This window comes from Actinomadura sp. KC06 (assembly GCF_004348735.1).
Classification (GTDB): domain Bacteria; phylum Actinomycetota; class Actinomycetes; order Streptosporangiales; family Streptosporangiaceae; genus Spirillospora.
Window position 1 is genome coordinate 22,085 of the sequence record NZ_SMKT01000088.1, and the last position, 16,997, is coordinate 39,081.

The following is a 16,997-nucleotide window of genomic DNA, read 5'->3' on the forward strand; positions in this document are numbered from 1 at the left end:
ACTAAGGCCCGCCACCGACAGTTTGGCGCCAGGTCAACGCCGGAGTCAGCGCGCGGAAGTCGGCGTGGATCAGCCGAGGGTGCGGAGGGACTGCAAGGGCAGCGGCCGGACGGGCCGCTCCGGCCCGCTGGACCGGATCTCGCGGCCGCTCCCGCACAGCGCCTCCACCATGTGCGCGCTCAGCGCACTGTCGATCGGGTGCGGGACGGGAACGCCGTTGGAGTCGAGCTTCTGGTAATGCGAGAGGTTGAGCGCGAAGGTGATCTGGCGCGCTCCGCCCGCGGACGACAGCGACTGGGTACCGGCGCCAAAGACGGTGCCGTCGTGGCCCCAGAACGTCCCGCACGGCAGCTCGGTGGAGTAGAGCCCGAGGCCGTAGTTCAGCAGGACGTTGCCGTCCGCGTCCTTCGCCGGGACGGTGCGCTGCATCTCCGCCAGCGCGGTCTCGCCGATGAGGCCGCCGGTGAGGAGCTTGCGGTAGAAGCGGTTGAGGTCGTCCGTGGTGGAGACCAGTGCGCCCGCCGTCCACGCCCAGCTCATGTTGAACGTGCTGTAGTCGCGGGGTGGTTTCACGTACTGGAAGAGCGACTCGTACATCCGCGAGTGCGGCCCGTCGATGTGCGGGCCGGACGGGAAGTACGTGTGCTTCAACCCCGCCTTGCCGATGACGTGCCTGGCGATGTACTTCTCCGCCTTCGTCCCGGTGACCTTCTCCAGGAGCCGTCCGGCGATGACGTAGTTGGTGTTGGAGTAGGACCAGCGTTCGCCCGGCTCACCGGTGCGCGGTGCCTGCATGCCCCACTTGATGAGCTGCTCCGGGGAAAGCCTCCGTAGGCGGTTCTCGTCCAGGCTCTTGGGAGAACCTTCCGTCAGCGACGGGAACGCCTGAGCGATGTAGTCGCCGATGCCGCTGGTGTGGTTGAGAAGCATCCGGACGGTGACCTGCTTCCCAGGCCGTCCGGGGAACACCTCGGGCAGGTACTGGCCGACCGGTACGTCGAGCTCGACACGCCCCTTCTCGACCTGCTGCAGGATCGCCGTAGCGACGAGCGTCTTGGTGATGCTTCCGGCCCGATGATGCATGCCCGGCGTGACGGGGCGTCCGGTCTCGGCGTCGGCGACACCGGACGCGCCGTCCCACGTGGTGCGCCCGTCCCGGACCGCCGAGAACAGCCCGATCATGCCCGCCTCGTGCGTGGCGTCGAGGGTGGCGCGCAGCTTCGCGGGATCGGACGGCGCGGTCGGGGGAAGCCCCGTGGCGGCGCCGGCGGCCGCGCGGGCGGCCGGGACGGTCTCCGGTCCGGCGGCCGACACGGCGTGGACCAGCGTCGCCGTGAGCGCCACCGTGACACCGGCCGCGGCGCCCCACGCCGCGGCGGTGCCCGCGAGCCGCCCCCGCCGTCCGAACCGCTTCGCCATCGCCCTCATCTCCAGTCGTCCAGCACGTCCAGAGAGAGTCTCGTGGAGATCATCGGCGGTGTCATCCGACTACGGAAGGAACTCGGCTCCTCCCGCGGAGTGCCCCGTCCGGGCCCGGGTCAGCTCAGCAGGTCGGCGAGGGTCTCGCGCCGGGACGGGTGACGCAGCTTGTGCATCCCCTTGGACTCGATCTGCCGGATCCTCTCGCGCGTCACCCCGTAGACCTTGCCGACCTCTTCGAGAGTCTTCGGTTCCCCGCCGGACAGCCCGAACCGCATCGAGATCACGCCCGCCTCCCGTTCGGTGAGCGTCTCCAGGACGGCGTCGAGGCGTCCGCGCAGCATGGAGGTCGCGACGACGTCGGCGGGGTCGCCGCCGTCCGGGTCCTCGATGACGTCGCCGAGCTCGCCGTCGCCGTCCTCGCCGAGCGGAGTGTGCAGCGACAGCGGCTCGCGGGCCTGCCGGCGCAGCCATTCCACCTTCTCCGGCGTGATGTCCAGCTCGACGGCCAGCTCCTGCGAGGTCGGCTCCCGGCCGAGGTCCTGCATCATCCGTCGCCGGACGCGCGTCATCCGGTTCAGCACCTCGACGACGTGCACGGGGATGCGGATCGTCCGGCTCTGGTCGGCCAGCGCGCGGCTGATCGCCTGCTTGATCCACCACACCGCGTAGGTGGAGAACTTCAGGCCGCGGCGGTACTCGAACTTCTCCACGGCGCGGATCAGCCCGAGATTCCCTTCCTGGACGAGGTCGTTGAGCGGCAGGCCGTGGCCCATGTAGCGCTTGGCGAGCGACACGACGAGGCGGAGGTTCGCCTCGACCATGTGCTCCTTGGCGCGTCGCCCGTCGGCGGCGATCCACTCCAGGTCGGCGCGGTCCTGAAGGCTGAGGTCGTCGCCGAGGGTCTCGAGCCGTTCGCGGGCGAACAGGCCGGCCTCGATGCGTTTGGCCAGGTCGACCTCCTGCTCGGCGGTGAGCAGCGCGGTGCGGCCGATGCGCGAGAGGTAGTCCTTCATCGGGTCGACGAGGTTCACGGTCGCGCGCGGGATCCCACGGGGGGCCGCGCGGCGCGCTTCGGTGGCGTTCAGGGCGGTGTCCTTTGTTCGTCCGGCCGGGAGGGAACGGGTCACCCGTTCTCGGTACCCGATAGCCTTGCGACCTAAACTTAGGACAGACCTATAAATATGTCAACGACAAACTTGGGTCACATATGAGATGATGGCGGCATGGGACTCCGGGAGATGAAGAAGCAGCAGACGAGGGAGAACATCTCGCACGAGGCGACGCGCCTCTTCCTGCGGCACGGCTTCGACCGGGTGACGATCGCCGACGTCGCCGCGGCGGCGCAGGTGGCCAAGATGACGGTCACCAACTACTTCCCGCGCAAGGAGGACCTCGCGCTCGACCTGCACGAGGCCTTCGTCCAGCGGCTCGCCCGCACGGTCGCCGACCGCGCGCCCGGCGAGTCCGCGCTGGCCGCGCTGCGCCGCGGGTTCCTGCACGCCGTGGAGCGGCGCGACCCCGTGATCGGCTTCTCCGGCGCCGGCTTCGCCCGCATGATCACCGGCAGCCCCGCGCTGGTGGCCCGGCTCCGCGAGTTCCACGAGGAGCGCGAGGACGCCCTCGCCGCCGTCCTCGCCGAGGACACCGGCGCGGCCCCGGACGACCCGCTCCCCCGCCTCGCCGCCGCCCAGCTCGCGGGCGTCCACCGCGTCCTGTTCGACGAGACCCTCCGCCGCACGCTGAACGGCGAGACCGACGACGAGATCGCCGCCGCCGTCACCGCGACCGCCCGCCTCGCCTTCGACCTCCTGGAACCGTCCTTCGGCGATTACGCCCAGGGGGGCGACCCCCTGGAACCCCCGTCGCGAGCCGGTCGATCCTCACGCCACGGTGCGGGTTCTCCGTGACCGTGCGGGTCCGTGACCGTGCCGCTGCGGTCGCCCGGCTCGACGGGTCGTGCGACCTCCGGCGCTGGGCGCCTCCGGCCGCACGACCCGTGGCCTCGACTGAGGTTTCGTCCAAGGGTGTGGGGCGTGACTCGTCCGAGTCGGGGTGTCCTGCGGGCTCAGGTGATGACTAGGAGGAGGTCTCCTGCCTGGACTTGGGTGGCTTCGGGGACGGCCAGGCGGGCCACCGTGCCCGCGGTGGGGGCCGTGATGGCGGCCTCCATCTTCATCGCCTCGATGGTGGCGACGACGTCCCCGGCGGCGATCTCGTCGCCCTTGGACACGCGGAGGGTCACCGAGCCGTCGAACGGGGCGGCGACGTGGCCGGGCTCGGACGGGTCGGCGCGCTCGACCGGCGGCGCGTCCGACACGACTGACTTGTCGCGGACGGAGAGCGTCCGGAGCTGGCCGTTCACCGTGCAGATGACCTGCCGGACGCCCGCCTCGTCGATGGCGCCCACCGCCTCAAGGCCGGCGAGGACGCGCACGCCGGGTTCGAGGTCGAACGCGACCTCGTGCCCTGTGCGGAGCCCATAGAGGAACGGGCCCGTGGGCAGGACGGACAGATCTCCGTAGGCCGCGCGGGCTTCGCGATACTCCTTCGCTGGGCCGGGGAAGAGAAGGCGGTCAAGGGTGTCGCGTACCTGGGGTCCGTCCAGGGCCTTCTCTTCTGCGCCGTCGAGTTCGGCACGGGCGGGCGTGTACTGGCGTCCTGCGAGGGCCTTGGTGCGGAACGGCTCGGGCCACCCGCCGGGCGGGTCGCCCAGTTCGCCGTTCAGGAAACCGATGACGCTGTCGGGGATGTCGTAGCGCTCCGGGTTCTCCGCGAAGTCGTCGGGGTCGGCGCCTGCCGCGACCAGGTGCAGGGCCAGGTCGCCGACGACCTTGCTGGACGGGGTGACCTTCACGAGCCGTCCGAGGATCGCGTCGGCGGCCGCGTACAGGCGCTCGATCTCCTCGAACCGGTCGCCGAGGCCGAGCGCGACGGCCTGCTGCCGCAGGTTGGACAGCTGCCCGCCCGGGATCTCGTGCTGGTAGACGCGGCCGGTCGGCGACGGCAGGCCCATCTCGAACGGCGCGTACAGCTTCCGGACGGCCTCCCAGTACGGCTCCATGACGGTGAGCGCGTCCAGGTCGATTCCGGTGGCGTGGTCAGTGGAATCGGTCGCGGCGACGATCGCCTGGAGGGGCGGCTGGCTCGTGGTGCCCGAGAGCGGCGCGGCGGCTCCGTCGACGGCGTCGACACCGGCCTCGATGGCCGCGATGTAGGTACCGATCTGGCCGCCTGCCGTGTCGTGGGTGTGCAGGTGGACGGGCAGGTCGAACCGCTCACGGAGAGCCCCGACCAGAGTACGGGCGGCGGGGGCGCGGAGCAGCCCGGCCATGTCCTTGATGCACAGGATGTGGACGCCCGCTTCGACAAGTTCCTCTGCAAGGCGCAGGTAGTAGTCGAGGGTGTAGAGCCGCTCGTCCGGGGACGACAGGTCGCCGGTGTAGCAGAGCGTCCCTTCGACGAGCGCATGCGTTTGCAGGACGGCGTCGATGGCCGGACGCATGCGTTCCACGTCGTTCAGTGCGTCGAACACACGGAAGATGTCGACGCCCGTACTGGCCGCCTCCTTGACGAAGGCACGCGCGACCGAGTCGGGGTATGGGGTGTATCCGACGGTGTTGCGCCCACGCAGAAGCATCTGGATGCACAGGTTCGGGGCGGCTTCACGGATCGCGGCCAGCCTGTCCCAGGGCGACTCGCCTAGGAAGCGGAGTGCGACGTCGTACGTCGCGCCGCCCCACGCCTCGATGGAGAGAAGCTGCGGCGTCATACGGGCCAGGTAGGGCGCCGCTGCGAGCAGGTCGTACGTGCGTACTCGGGTGGCGAGGAGCGACTGATGCGCGTCCCGGAACGTGGTGTCGGTGACGGCCAAGTTGCTCTGGGAGCGAAGCTGCTCCGCGAACGCGCGCGCGCCGAGCGACAGGAGCCGGTCACGCGAGCCCTGGGGGAAGGGACCGTCCATGGCGAGCGGCGGCAGTTTCGTCGCCGGGTCCAGGTTGGTCGGCGCTTCACCGTGCGGCTTGTTGACGGTCACGTCCGCCAGGTACCGGACGAGCCGTGTCGCACGGTCGCCGCTCGACCGGGCCGTGAGCAGCTCGGGATGGTCGCCGATATAGGACGTCGTCACGCCGCCCGCGCGGAAGTCGGGCTCGTCCAGCAGTGCCTGCAGGAACGGGATGTTCGACGCCACGCCGCGGATGCGGAACTCCGCGACGGCCCGGCGCGCCCTGCGCACCGCCTCCTCGAACGTCCTGCCGCGGCAGGTCAGCTTGACCAGCAGCGAGTCGAAGTGCGGGGAGATGATCGCGCCGCCGTACGCGGTGCCCGTGTCCAGCCGGACGCCAGCGCCGCCCGGCGACCGGTACGCCGAGATCTTGCCCGTGTCGGGACGGAAGCCGTTCGCGGGGTCCTCCGTCGTGATGCGGCACTGGACGGCGAACCCGCTCACCGCCACCTCGTCCTGCGCGACGCCGAGGTCGGCGAGCGTCTCACCGCCCGCGATGCGCAGCTGGCTCTGCACGAGGTCGACGCCGGTGACCTCCTCGGTCACGGTGTGCTCGACCTGGATGCGCGGGTTCATCTCGATGAAGACGTGTTCGCCGCGGTCGTCCACGAGGAACTCCACGGTGCCCGCGTTCTCGTAGCCGATCTCGCGGGCGAACCGGACCGCGTCCTCGCAGAGCCGCCGGGCCACCTCCGCGTCCAGGTTCGGCGCGGGCGCGATCTCCACGACCTTCTGGTGGCGGCGCTGCACCGAGCAGTCGCGTTCCCGCAGGTGGACGATGTGCCCGGCGCCGTCCGCGAGGATCTGCACCTCGATGTGGCGCGGCCGGTCCACCGCCTGCTCCAGGAACACGGTCGGGTCGCCGAACGCGCTCTGCGCCTCGCGGCGCGCGGTGTCGACGGCGGCCTCGAGGTCCTCGCGGTGGTCGACGCGGCGCAGGCCCCGCCCGCCGCCGCCGGCCGCGGCCTTCACGAACAGCGGGAACCCGACCTCGTCGGCCGCCGCCAGCTCCCGTCCTGGCTCGGGCGTCGTGGAGCGGAGCACCGGCAGGCCCGCGCGCCGCGCCGCCGCTACCGCCTCGATCTTGTTGCCCGCGAGGCTCAGCACGGACGACGGCGGGCCGACGAACTTGATCCCGTTGCGCTCGCACGCCTCCGCCAGCTCCGGGCTCTCCGACAGGAACCCGTAGCCGGGGTAGACGGCGTCGGCGCCGACCCGCAGCGCGGTCTCCACGATGCCGTCGACGTCCAGGTAGGCGCGGACGGGATGGCCGTGCTCGCCGATCTCGTACGCCTCGTCCGCCTTCTGCCGGTGCAGGGACAGCCGGTCCTCGTGCGCGTAGACGGCGACGCTGGCGATGCCGAGTTCGTAGGCCGCGCGGAAGGCGCGGACGGCGATCTCGCCACGGTTGGCGACGAGCAGCTTCGTGATCACGTGGTTCTCCAGGAGACGGCGGCGCGGGGGCGTCGGAATCTTCGGATACCTACCCAGTTGAGCGGCCGGGACAGCCACCAGGCCCGGACGAGAGTTGGGAACAAAGTGATAGATCACGCCTGGCGGGAAAAATGCACGTCATTCACTGCGGCGGGCGCCTCGCCAGATGGTGACGCCCGCCACGATCGCCGCCGTGACGAGCCCCACCAGGGAGCCGATGAGGAAACGCGTCCGGGACTCCGCGGGCGCGAACGCGACCCAGCCGACGCAGACGGCGATCCAGAAGCCGAAGTAGCAGGAGATGAAGACGTAGAGGCGCCTGCTCCAGAAGAGGCGCCTGGCCGGCATCCCGGGCGGCACCCGCAGGGCAGCGTCCACGCCGAGCCCGGCCGCCTTCGGACGCTTGAAGTACCCGTAGTCCCGTCGGCTTCCGCCCGGCTCCCAGCCCTCGGCCGAGACGAGCCGGGCGGCGAACTCCTCGGGCGGGCCGAACTCGTCGTCCGGGTCGGCCCCGGACTCGGCGAGGTAGGCGGCGAGGTCGTCGACGGTCCCGGTGACCTCGTCCTCCGGGACGCCGCTGTCGCGCAGCCGTCCTGCCAGCTCGTCGAAATAGGCCGTCTTCACCAGGGAGCTCCTTGGGCGGGCATGTCGCGCACTGATCCGTCGAATCGAGCCACAGGCTAGGTGGCGGCGGAGACGCCGACAAAGCGAGGACGGGCCTGGCCGGATCAGGACGCGGCCAAAACGGAACGATCACTCGGAATAGCCGTAAAGATCTTGCGGTTGCAACTACCGTGCGAAATCCGGCGAACCGGGTAGCACCCCAGTCCACGCCCCATGGAGGTGAACCGTGCCGAGCAGCATTCCCAGAACACGCGACACCTCGCAGCGCGACTACGTGAAGACCACATCGCTGCGAGCGCTCGTCGTCGCCGCGCGGCTGGAACGCGGTCACGCCCCGGAGGGACCGCCGGGCAACGTCAACGGCCGGGCGGAGCACGGCGCCGAACGCCACAGCCCCGACCCGGCCTGACCCCGCGTTTCTCCTGGCCCCTGCGCATGCCGCAGGGGCCTTGGCGTTTTACGGGCCGCTATGCGGGCGCGGCTTCTTGAGGACCCGCCGCGTTGAAGAGTGCGTGGACGGCGGCGCGCGCGCGTCCCGGACCCACGGTCTCCACCATCGCCGTGAGGTGTTCCGCTCCGAGGACGGCCAGCAGCGCGTGCGCCTGGGCCTCCCCATCGGGGACGGTTTGGTCGAGCAGGATCGTCAGGTGCCGATGCCAGAAGCCGTAGGCGCCGATGCGGTAGCGCGCTCCCGGCGAAGCCGTTTCCGACATGCGGACCAGGGACAGATGGGCCAGGACGTAGTCGAGGTAGGCGTCTGCAAAGGCATGCAGCCGTTCGGACGGCTGGACGGCCGCGTCCCCACCACCCGGGCCGAGCGGAGCCGGGCCGGACAGGATCGCGTCCTGCAGGTCACGTTCGCGTTCGTCGAGGAGGGCGACGGCCAGGCCCGCCTTGTCGCCGAACCTGCGGAAGAGGGTTCCCTTGCCGACTCCGGCGGCTGCGGCGACCGCGTCCATCGTGACCGACTCGACGCCGTGCCGGGCGAAGAGCGCGGCGGCGGCTTCGAGCACCTTGGCGCGGTTCCGCGCGGCGTCCGCCCGCTCCTTGGGCGGCGGCGTCCGCATCAGCTCCAGGTCGACGCGTCTCCCGCCGGCCGGACCACGGTCCATCGCGTTCCCCTCCCTCTCATTCGGACTGTAGTCCACTTAGCTCTGCCATGCCACCGCGCTAGATCAACACCTTTGCGGAGCACCTACCATCTTCTGGCCATAGGCTGGTGCGAGTCTGCCGACGAGCCGAAAGCGACGGGGAGCGAGTGGTGTGACGGACAGGACGATGCCGGACGCCCTTCCACTGCGGTCGGGCGACCCGACCGAGCTGGGCGGGTACGAGATCCTGGGCCGCCTGGGCGAGGGCGGTCAGGGCTCGGTGTTCCTGGGCAGGCGGGCCGGTGAGAGCGGCTCCCTTCCCGCCACGGACCACGTCGCCATCAAGCTGCTCCACGGCGGTCTCGCCGGGGACGACTCCGCCCGCGCGCGCTTCGTCCGCGAACTGGAAGTCGCCAAGCGCGTGGCGCGGTTCTGTACCGCGCAGGTCCTCGACGCCGACGTGGCGGGCGACCAGCCCTACATCGTCAGCGAATACGTCCCCGGAGTGACCCTGCACCACGTGGTGCGCACGGAAGGGCCCCGCACCGGCGGCGCCCTGGAGCGGCTCGCCGTCAGCACCCTGACCGCGCTCACCGCGATCCACCAGGCCGGGATCGTGCACCGCGACTTCAAGCCGCACAACGTGGTGATGGGCCCAGACGGCCCCCGCGTCATCGACTTCGGCGTGGCGCGCGCCCTGGGCGCCGCCGGGGAGACGCAGAACGTCGGCACGCCCGCCTACATGGCGCCCGAGCATTTCACCGGCGGAGAGGTCAGCACGGCGTCCGACATGTTCGCCTGGGGCACGACCATGGTGTTCGCCGCCACGGGACGTCCCGCGTTCGGCAACGACGAGATGGCCACGGTCATGCACCGGATCCTGACCGGCGAGCCGGAGCTCGGCGAGCTGTCCGGCCCAATGCGCGATCTGGTCTCCGCCTGCCTGGCCAAGGAGCCCGCGCACCGCCCCACCGCCCGCGAGGCCCAGGAACGGCTGGTGGGGGCGTCCACCGGGACGTCGCCGGGCGCGTCGCCCGTCCAGCCGCTGCCCGCGTTCCCCGGCCTCCCGGCCGACCTCCCGACACCCCAGCCGCCGGGCACGCCGGTCGGGTCGGCACCGGGTTCGACGGACCCGCACGCCAGTCCAAACGCGATGGCCGGGGCGGTCCTCCCGCCCGATCACGTCACGGACCCGTCCGCTCCAAGGCACAGGACGGCCCCGCAGCCTCCGCCCTACGAACCCGCGGGGCACCCGCAGGGCGCGCCTGGCATGGCGCCACCGTTCCCTCCTGGCCCGTCCAACGCTCATGGGTCAGGAGGCAGGAAGCGCGGCCGTCTGCTTCCCATCGCGGCGGCCGCAGCAGTGGCGGCCATCCTCGCGGGCGGCGCCGTCTGGGCCGCTACCAACTCGGGTGCCGGCGAGGGCAAGGAGCAGCAGACCGCCGCGTCCAACGACGACCAGGGCGCCCAAGGCGACCCCGGCAACGCGACTGGCCCCAGCGGCGACGCCGGCAACCCGGGCAACAAGAAGCCAGGGCAGCCGAACGGGAACCGGAACCCGGCGGACCCGAACTCGTCCCAGAAGCCCGGCGCACCGCCAGACGGAGGTTCCACACCGTCGAAGGGCGGCGGAGGCGGCGGAGGAACGCCGCCCAGGGAACCGGCTAACAAGTACACCCCGCAGCAGGTGTGCAACAGCGGCGGCCATGGCGGGGGCTACTACATCCAGCGCTCGCTGAGCGTTTCCGGTGGCACCGCCTACCTGCTTTACAACAGTTCCACCTACAACTGCGCCGTCACGATCAAGACCCGCAATGTGGGGACGAAATCCCCGGTGTCGGTCTGGATCCAGAAGCAGGGCGGCAGCACGATCGCCGACAGCGGCTCGTTCGCGTGGTACGCGGGGCCGGTGTACGTGAAGGCGCCTGAGACCTGCGTCCGGTTCGGCGGCAACGGCCGCACCGCCCCCTACGGCAACTGCGGCTGAACCACCGGCCTCGCCCCGGCTGAACCACCCCCGAGGGAACAGTAAAGGCCACCCTCGCGCCGGGGTGGCCTCTGCTCTGTAGGCGGACGTGTCTCGGTTGGGCAGACGTGTCTCGGTTGGGCGGACGGGTCGACGCTCGGTTCCCCGGAGCCGACCCGTCGCGTTTCAACTGACCGCCAGGGCGCTCGCCCTAGGTGAGGGATCGTCCCTCTGTAGCGTGCTCGGGCGGCGGCCGTTCGGCGGGTTCCGACGTGTCAGTTACGGGAGGCGATGAGATGGTCGAAGTCGCCGTCCTTTGCACCAAGGATGAGCGCTTCGATCTCGGGGCGGGTGTATATGAGGGCCGGGCCCTCGGGATGACGAGAGTTGCGCATCGCCACCTGCCCTCCGGGCAGCTCAGCGATCTCGACGCAGTTCCCCTGGGAGTTGCTTCGACGGGACTTCAGCCACCGGGCCCCTTGCAGGTCCGTGGCCGGCATCCCGTTGTCGTAATCGGTTTGGAGCATCATGTCTCTCTGAGAAAATCACCGAGAAGCTCGACGGTGCGTTCCGGGGTCGCACTGTCGACGCACAGGCGTTCCATCGCCTGCAGATAGGTGTCGACGTCGTCGCGCTTGTCCAGGTACATCGCGCCGGTGAGGTTCTCGACGTAAACCACGTCCGGCAGGTCCTGCTCGGGAAAGCGCAGGATCGTGAACGCGCCTCCCTCGGCCGCGTGGCCTCCGAACCTGAACGGCATGATCTGGATGGTGACGTTGGGCAGTTTGGACATCTCGATGAGGTGTTCGAACTGGCCCCTCATCACCTCCGGGCCTCCGATGGGACGTTTCAGCGCCCCTTCGTCCACCACCGCCCACAGGCGCGGAGCTTCCGGGCCCGTGAGGCGTTCCTGCCGTTGCATGCGCAGTTCCACGCGCTGTTCGATCTCATGTTCCGCGGCACCGGCGTTGCCCAGGCGGATCACCGCTCGCGCATACCCCTCCGACTGCAGCAGTCCCGGGACGAACTGCAGTTCATACGTGCGGATCAGCGCCGCCGACTCCTCCAGACCCACATAGGTCTGGAACCAGCCGGGCAACACGTCGTTGTACCGGTGCCACCAACCGGGGGTGTTGGCCTCCCGCGCCAACTGCAGCAGCGCTTCGCGTTCTGTCTTGTCGCTGACGCCGTACAGTGAGAGCAGGTCGTCCACGTCACGTTCTTTGAAGCTGACTCGTCCGAGCTCAAGGCGGCTGATCTTCGACTCCGACGCACGGATGACGTAGCCGGCGTCCTGACGGGTCACGCCCTTCTGCTCGCGCAGACGGCGAAGCTGTGACCCGAGCAGGATCCGGCGGACCGTCGACCCGCTTCCCGGCGTCTCTGGAGTCACGCCCAACCTCCCGGCTATTCGGCGGACAGCGAACCTAGTGTGCCACTGGCCTCTGTGTCCTGCGGTTACCTCCGATCACTTGCGTGCGGTCCGCGCCGCCCCACACCCTCACGACGCAGATGCACGTGCATTGGGCCTTGCATTCGCACGCTACGATGCGCAGGATAACGCACGAGACTTCCAAGCCACGGCTGCACAACAAGATCACTTTGCGGGGTCCGGTTGGAATGACGTCACGCCACGCGCACGACGACACGCGGTGGGGGTTCGGTCCGCTCTGCGGACCGGCCGATCCGCACGGCCATGCCGCGCCGTCGACTCCCGTCCCGGAGTCGTCCGACCTGCCCCAAAGCCTGGACACGGCCGTCACCGCCCTGACCGAACTGAAGGACTCGACGGTCTCGTTCACCGTCAGGCCCGACCCGGAGTCGGTCACCGCGGCCCGGCATTTCGCCGTGTCACGCCTCATCGAGTGGGGCGTGCCCGAACTGGCCGACGACGTCGGGCTCGTCGTCTCGGAACTCGTCACCAACGCACTGCGGCACAGCGGCGGGACGTCCCGCGGCCGGTCGGGCGACGACGTGCACCGCGAGGGCGTGTACGACGACCCGGCCGATCCGCTGGGCTCCGCGCCGTCCGCGATCAGGCTGCGGCTCAGCCTCGAACAGCCGTGGCTGCTCTGCGGAATCATGGACGCGAGCCGTGCGGCGCCGCGCCGCAGGGAGCCCGACTACATCGCCGAGACGGGACGGGGGCTGCATCTCGTGGAGTCGTTCAGCGACCGCTGGGGATGGCGCGCTCTTCCGCAAGGAAAGGTCGTGTGGGCTCTGTTCCGTTCCCCATGAGCTGCGCGTAATAGCCGCGTCACAGGGGTAACAAAGGAGTTCCCACTCGGTCCCCGAGAAACGACCGGCAGAGAGGAGCACCGGTGGACTTCGCCGTCGAGCATCGCGTCGAAAAGGGCCTGACGGTCGTGAAGATCAGCGGCGAGATCGACGTCTTCACCAGCCCCCGGCTGCGGGAGGCCCTGCTCGGCATCATCGACAACGGCGGCGCGCACCTGGTCATCGACCTCGGCGAGGTCACCTTCCTGGACTCCACGGGCCTCGGTGTACTGGTCGGCATCTACCACCGGCTCCGCGCGCGCGACGGCTCGATGTCGTTCATGGGCGTCAACGACCGGGTACGCCGCGTCTTCCACGTCACCCAGCTCACCAAGATCTTCGTCCTGCACCGCTCCCTCGAGGACGCCATCGCGGCCCACGAGTCCGCGACGTCCTGATCGCTCCCTTGCCGCCTCCCGCCTCCCCGCTCCCCCATGCTTATGCCGGTATACGCCCCCTCTTGGGCGACTTCGTTCCCGCCGGTTATCCACAGTTCCGGGGGACGCGCCCGTCGTCGCGAGTACCCGGTACGGTGAGACCGAGATCAAGCCCGCCGCCTGGGCACGTCCCTCCGACGCGCGCGGTGCTGTCCGCCAGCCGACCCATCGAACGGACGGGAGCGCTCCGTGGCAGAACAGCCGCTGCATGAGCACACGCTCGGCAATGGCCTGCGCGTGGTGGTCTGCGAAGACCACGTCGTACCACTGGCCGCCGTGAACATCTGGTACGGGGTGGGTTCGCGGCACGAACGCGCCGGCCGGACGGGCCTCGCCCACCTCTTCGAGCACCTGATGTTCCAGGGCTCGGCGAACGTCGCGGAGGGCGAGCACGCGGCACTGCTGGAGAGCGCGGGCGCGGCGTTCAACGCCAGTACCTCGTTCGAGCGCACGAACTACTACGAGACGGTGCCGGTCAGCCATCTCGACCTCGCGCTCTGGCTGGAGGCCGACCGGATGGGCACGCTGCCCGCCGCGCTCACCCAGGCCAACCTCGACAACCAGCGCGACGTGGTGAAGAACGAGCGCCGCCAGCGCTACGACAACCAGCCCTACGGGACGGCGTTCGAGCGGCTGTGCGCGCTGACCTTCCCCGCCGGGCACCCCTACGCGCACACGCCGATCGGCTCGATGGAAGACCTCGACGCCACCACCCTCGAAGACTGCGCCGACTTCTTCGCCACCTGGTACGCGCCGGGCAACGCCGTCCTGTCCGTCGTCGGCGACGTCGACCCCGAGCAGACCATCGCCGCGGTGGAGCGCTACTTCGGCGGGCTCCCGGCGGGCCCGGAGAAGCCCCCGGCGCGGCCCGGCGAGCTCGGGCCGCTGACCGGCGTCCGCGAGGAGACGCTGGACGAGGACGTCCCGTCCCCCGCCTACTTCGCGATGTTCACGCTGCCCACCGACGGCGGCGACGACGTCGAGGCCGCCGAGCTCGCGGTCGAGATCCTCGGCGGCGGCTCCGGCTCGCGCCTCTACGACCGGATGGTGCGGCGCGACGAGATCGCCACCGAGGTGTGGGCGGGGGTGACCCGGCTGGCGTCCGGCCAGTCCCTGGCCATCGTCGACGCGATCGGCCCCGAGCCCGACAAGATCGCCGCCGTGCTGGACGAGGAGCTCGAACGGTTCGCCGCCGACGGCCCCGACGCCGACGAGGCCGCCCGCGCCACCGCCCAGGCCGAGCGCGGGTTCCTGGAGCAGACCGAGACCGTCACCGGCCTCGCCAACGCGCTCTCGCAGAACGCCACGCAGTTCGACGACCCGGCCCGGGTCTTCACCGCCCCCGGCCGCGCCGCCGCCGTCACCGGGGACGCGATCAAGGAGATGGCGGGCCGCTGGCTCGCGCCCGGCGGCCGCACCGCCCTGACCTACGGAGGCGCCTCATGACCAGCGGCCTGGAACTGCAGCCCCGCCCCGTCCCGGGGCCCGTTCCGGCGTGGGCGTTCCCGGCCGCCGACGCGGGCCGCGTCCCGGCCGGGCCCGGCACGCTCCGCTGCGACCTGCCAGGGCGCCGCCTCGCCGCGGTCCGGCTCGTCCTGCACGCGGGCGCGGGCCGCGAGCCCGGCCACCTCGACGGCGTCGCGACGCTCGCGGCGCGCGCGCTGATGGAGGGCACGGAGCCCGGCGGCGGCACCGCGCTGACCGCCGCCTTCGAACGGCTCGGCGCCAGCCTGTTCGCCTCCGCCGACCTGACCGCGCTGCGGATCGCGCTCGACGTCCCGGTCACGCGGCTCGGCCCGGCCCTGGAGCTGTTCTCCTCGGTGGTGCGCCGCCCCGCGCTGGACGACTCCGACGTCCGCCGCCTCGTCCGCGAGCGCCTGGAGGAGATCGCGCAGGAGGACGCCGACCCGGGTTCCCGCGCCATGCGCGAGCTCCGCGCGGTGATGTTCCCCGCGGAGGCCAGGGCGTCCCGCCCCACCGGCGGCAGCCGCACCTCGGTCGACGCGCTCCAGGGCGCCGACGTCCGCGCCTTCTACGGCTCCGTGGTCCCCGCTGAGGCCACGGCGGTCGTCGCCGGCGACCTGTCAGGGGCGGACGCCGACGCGGCCCTCACAGCCGCTCTGGAAGGCTGGGCCAACACCGGCGAGCCGCTGCCCACCGCCGACCGGATCATGCCGGAGTCGGCCGCCAGGATCGTCGTCGTCGACCGTCCCGGCTCGGTGCAGACGTACCTCAGCTTCGGGCACGGCGTCCCCGACCGCTCGCACCACGACTGGCCGTCCCTGATGGTCGCCTCGCACGTGCTCGGCGGCGGGCTGACGTCCCGGCTCAACGCGGTACTGCGCGAGGAGAAGGGCTACACCTACGGCATGCGCGCCGGCCTGCTGCGGATCCGGCACTGCGGCCTGTTCATCGCCCAGGGCGCCGTCCACACCGAGGTCACCGCCGACGCCGTCACGGACGCGCTGACGGAGCTGCGCGGCATCCTGTCCCGCGGCATCGACGCCGAGGAGCACGGCGCGTCCGTCCGCGCGCTGGCCGACCGTGCGCCCGCCGAGTACGAGACGGCCCGCTCCGTCGCCGCCGAACTCGCCGACGTGTCCGCCAACGGCCTGGGCGCCGACTACCCCAGCGCCTACCTGGCCGCCGTCCGCGCGTCCACCCCGGACGGCGTCGCCCGCGCCTACCGCAAGCACATCGACCCCGAGGCCCTGACCGTCATCGCCGTCGGCGACGCCGCCCAGATCCGCGAACCCCTGGAGAAGCTCGGCTACGCCCCCGTCACGGTCACCGCCAAGGAGTAGGCCGCATCGCCCGATCCCGGAACCCGGCAGACGAAAAAGGGTCGGTGATCCGCTTTCCGGCGTGAACCAATGGCATGGTGGACTAGGTCTCATATGCGTTGGCCGGGTCCGGTCGGACTCATACCGGGCACGCGCGGGCTGACTTGCGCGGGGATCGTCCTCGCGGTCTGAAGAGGGGAACGGCCGGTGTCCTACGGGCAGATGGCGGGCGGCGGACCGTCCGTCGACACGATCCTGTCGGAGCCGAACTGCAAACCCGGCGGCGTCGTGGCGGGCAAGGTGCACCTGCGCGGCGGAGCCGGGCCCGTGGAGATCCGGCACGTGACGCTGGCGCTGATGCCGCGCATGCAGAACGGGTACGGCGGCGAGACGGCGGGCCCCGAGGTGTACCGGGGCGCCCTCACGCGCGGTTTCCGGCTGGACGCCGCACAGCAGCGCGACCTGGCGTTCTCCATCCCGCTGCCGTACGAGCTGCCGTTCACCACCGTCCTCGGCCACGAGCTGCCCGGTTTCACGATCGGGATGTGCACCGAGGTCGACGCGAAGGGCCAGCCCGACCCCGGCGACGTCGACCCGATCTCCGTGGAGCCGCTGGAATCGCAGCAGTGGGTGCTCGCCGCGATCGCCCGGCTCGGATTCCAGATCACGAACGTCACGTTCGAGGAGTCCAAGCTGCGGGGCGTCTCCCAGCAGCTCCCGTTCCACCAGGAGATCCACCTCAACCCGCCGTCCTCGTTCCAGGGCCGGATCGGCAAGGTCGGGCTGAGCTTCGTCGCCAGCCCCCGCAGCATGGCCTTCGTCCTGCGCGCCGAAGACCGCGAGCCGCCGTCCGACCAGTCGTTCGGCGTGTTCCAGGTCCCGCACGCCGAGGCCGCCGAGACCGACTGGAACACCAAGATCAACCAATGGCTGGAGGCCGCGGCCGCACTGCCACAGGCG

The 16,997-nt window shown here is 70.9% G+C and carries 14 protein-coding genes and 1 pseudogene; 8 read left to right on the forward strand and 7 right to left on the reverse strand.

Annotation, left to right across the window (positions count from 1 at the left end; all coding sequences use genetic code 11):
- Positions 1–69: 69 nt before the first annotated feature.
- Both E1287_RS25900 and E1287_RS25905 read right to left on the reverse strand, forming a co-directional pair.
- The gene (locus E1287_RS25900) at positions 70–1,419 is read right to left on the reverse strand and encodes a serine hydrolase domain-containing protein (RefSeq protein WP_131967665.1); all 1,350 of its coding nucleotides are present in this window, start codon (positions 1,417–1,419) and stop codon (positions 70–72) included.
- A 119-nt stretch (positions 1,420–1,538) separates the two neighbouring features.
- A pseudogene (locus E1287_RS25905) lies at positions 1,539–2,441 on the reverse strand (RNA polymerase sigma factor); the annotation flags it as partial.
- Positions 2,442–2,645: 204 nt separating this feature from the next.
- Between E1287_RS25905 and E1287_RS25910 the strand changes: the two are divergent.
- Entirely contained in the window at positions 2,646–3,329 is a 684-nt protein-coding gene (locus E1287_RS25910) for a TetR family transcriptional regulator (protein WP_131967666.1), read from the forward strand.
- A gap of 158 nt (positions 3,330–3,487) precedes the next feature.
- Here E1287_RS25910 and E1287_RS25915 read toward each other — a convergent pair whose 3' ends face one another.
- Both E1287_RS25915 and E1287_RS44890 read right to left on the reverse strand, forming a co-directional pair.
- Complete coding sequence (locus E1287_RS25915) at positions 3,488–6,859, reverse strand: pyruvate carboxylase (RefSeq protein ID WP_131967667.1); 3,372 nt, start codon at positions 6,857–6,859, stop codon at positions 3,488–3,490.
- A gap of 138 nt (positions 6,860–6,997) precedes the next feature.
- Positions 6,998–7,483, reverse strand: a complete 486-nt coding sequence (locus E1287_RS44890; protein ID WP_207934457.1) for a hypothetical protein — start codon at positions 7,481–7,483, stop codon at positions 6,998–7,000.
- A 226-nt stretch (positions 7,484–7,709) separates the two neighbouring features.
- Between E1287_RS44890 and E1287_RS25925 the strand changes: the two genes are divergently transcribed.
- Positions 7,710–7,892: a hypothetical protein gene (locus tag E1287_RS25925; protein WP_131967668.1), complete on the forward strand. Its 183-nt coding sequence runs from the start codon at positions 7,710–7,712 to the stop codon at positions 7,890–7,892.
- A 58-nt stretch (positions 7,893–7,950) separates the two neighbouring features.
- Here E1287_RS25925 and E1287_RS25930 read toward each other — a convergent pair whose 3' ends face one another.
- The gene (locus E1287_RS25930; RefSeq protein WP_207934458.1) at positions 7,951–8,595 is read right to left on the reverse strand and encodes a TetR/AcrR family transcriptional regulator; all 645 of its coding nucleotides are present in this window, start codon (positions 8,593–8,595) and stop codon (positions 7,951–7,953) included.
- 151 nt (positions 8,596–8,746) lie between these two features.
- Between E1287_RS25930 and E1287_RS25935 the strand changes: the two genes are divergently transcribed.
- Positions 8,747–10,561, forward strand: coding sequence for a serine/threonine-protein kinase (locus E1287_RS25935; RefSeq protein WP_243719432.1), 1,815 nt, complete (start codon positions 8,747–8,749; stop codon positions 10,559–10,561).
- A 254-nt stretch (positions 10,562–10,815) separates the two neighbouring features.
- On the opposite strand, the gene E1287_RS25940 is transcribed toward E1287_RS25935, so the two are convergent.
- Positions 10,816–11,067, reverse strand: a complete 252-nt coding sequence (locus tag E1287_RS25940; RefSeq protein WP_131967679.1) for a DUF397 domain-containing protein — start codon at positions 11,065–11,067, stop codon at positions 10,816–10,818.
- Positions 11,067–11,933, reverse strand: coding sequence for a helix-turn-helix transcriptional regulator (locus E1287_RS25945; protein WP_243719433.1), 867 nt, complete (start codon positions 11,931–11,933; stop codon positions 11,067–11,069). The genes E1287_RS25940 and E1287_RS25945 overlap by 1 nt, the downstream gene beginning before the upstream one ends.
- 227 nt (positions 11,934–12,160) lie before the next feature.
- Here E1287_RS25945 and E1287_RS25950 point away from each other — a divergent pair, with 227 nt between their 5' ends.
- The 5 genes from E1287_RS25950 to E1287_RS25970 all read left to right on the forward strand — a co-directional run.
- Complete coding sequence (locus tag E1287_RS25950; protein WP_131967669.1) at positions 12,161–12,778, forward strand: ATP-binding protein; 618 nt, start codon at positions 12,161–12,163, stop codon at positions 12,776–12,778.
- A gap of 83 nt (positions 12,779–12,861) precedes the next feature.
- Positions 12,862–13,215, forward strand: coding sequence for an STAS domain-containing protein (locus tag E1287_RS25955; RefSeq protein WP_131967670.1), 354 nt, complete (start codon positions 12,862–12,864; stop codon positions 13,213–13,215).
- A gap of 228 nt (positions 13,216–13,443) precedes the next feature.
- The gene (locus tag E1287_RS25960) at positions 13,444–14,700 is read left to right on the forward strand and encodes a pitrilysin family protein (RefSeq protein WP_131967671.1); all 1,257 of its coding nucleotides are present in this window, start codon (positions 13,444–13,446) and stop codon (positions 14,698–14,700) included.
- The gene (locus E1287_RS25965) at positions 14,697–16,058 is read left to right on the forward strand and encodes a pitrilysin family protein (protein WP_131967672.1); all 1,362 of its coding nucleotides are present in this window, start codon (positions 14,697–14,699) and stop codon (positions 16,056–16,058) included. The genes E1287_RS25960 and E1287_RS25965 overlap by 4 nt, the downstream gene beginning before the upstream one ends.
- A gap of 186 nt (positions 16,059–16,244) precedes the next feature.
- Positions 16,245–16,997, forward strand: a 753-nt coding sequence (locus E1287_RS25970; RefSeq protein ID WP_131967673.1) for a sporulation protein, incomplete at its 3' end; no start/stop codon positions are given.

Bases quoted from the DNA above. Each gene is read 5' to 3' on its own strand.
- E1287_RS25965 (WP_131967672.1), top strand. From the start codon at position 14,697: ATGACCAGCGGCCTGGAACTGCAGCCCCGCCCCGTCCCGGGGCCCGTT.
- E1287_RS25950 (WP_131967669.1), top strand. From the start codon at position 12,161: ATGACGTCACGCCACGCGCACGACGACACGCGGTGGGGGTTCGGTCCG.
- E1287_RS25900 (WP_131967665.1), bottom strand. From the start codon at position 1,419: ATGGCGAAGCGGTTCGGACGGCGGGGGCGGCTCGCGGGCACCGCCGCG.
- E1287_RS25940 (WP_131967679.1), bottom strand. From the start codon at position 11,067: ATGCTCCAAACCGATTACGACAACGGGATGCCGGCCACGGACCTGCAA.
- E1287_RS25910 (WP_131967666.1), top strand. From the start codon at position 2,646: ATGGGACTCCGGGAGATGAAGAAGCAGCAGACGAGGGAGAACATCTCG.
- E1287_RS25930 (WP_207934458.1), bottom strand. From the start codon at position 8,595: ATGGACCGTGGTCCGGCCGGCGGGAGACGCGTCGACCTGGAGCTGATG.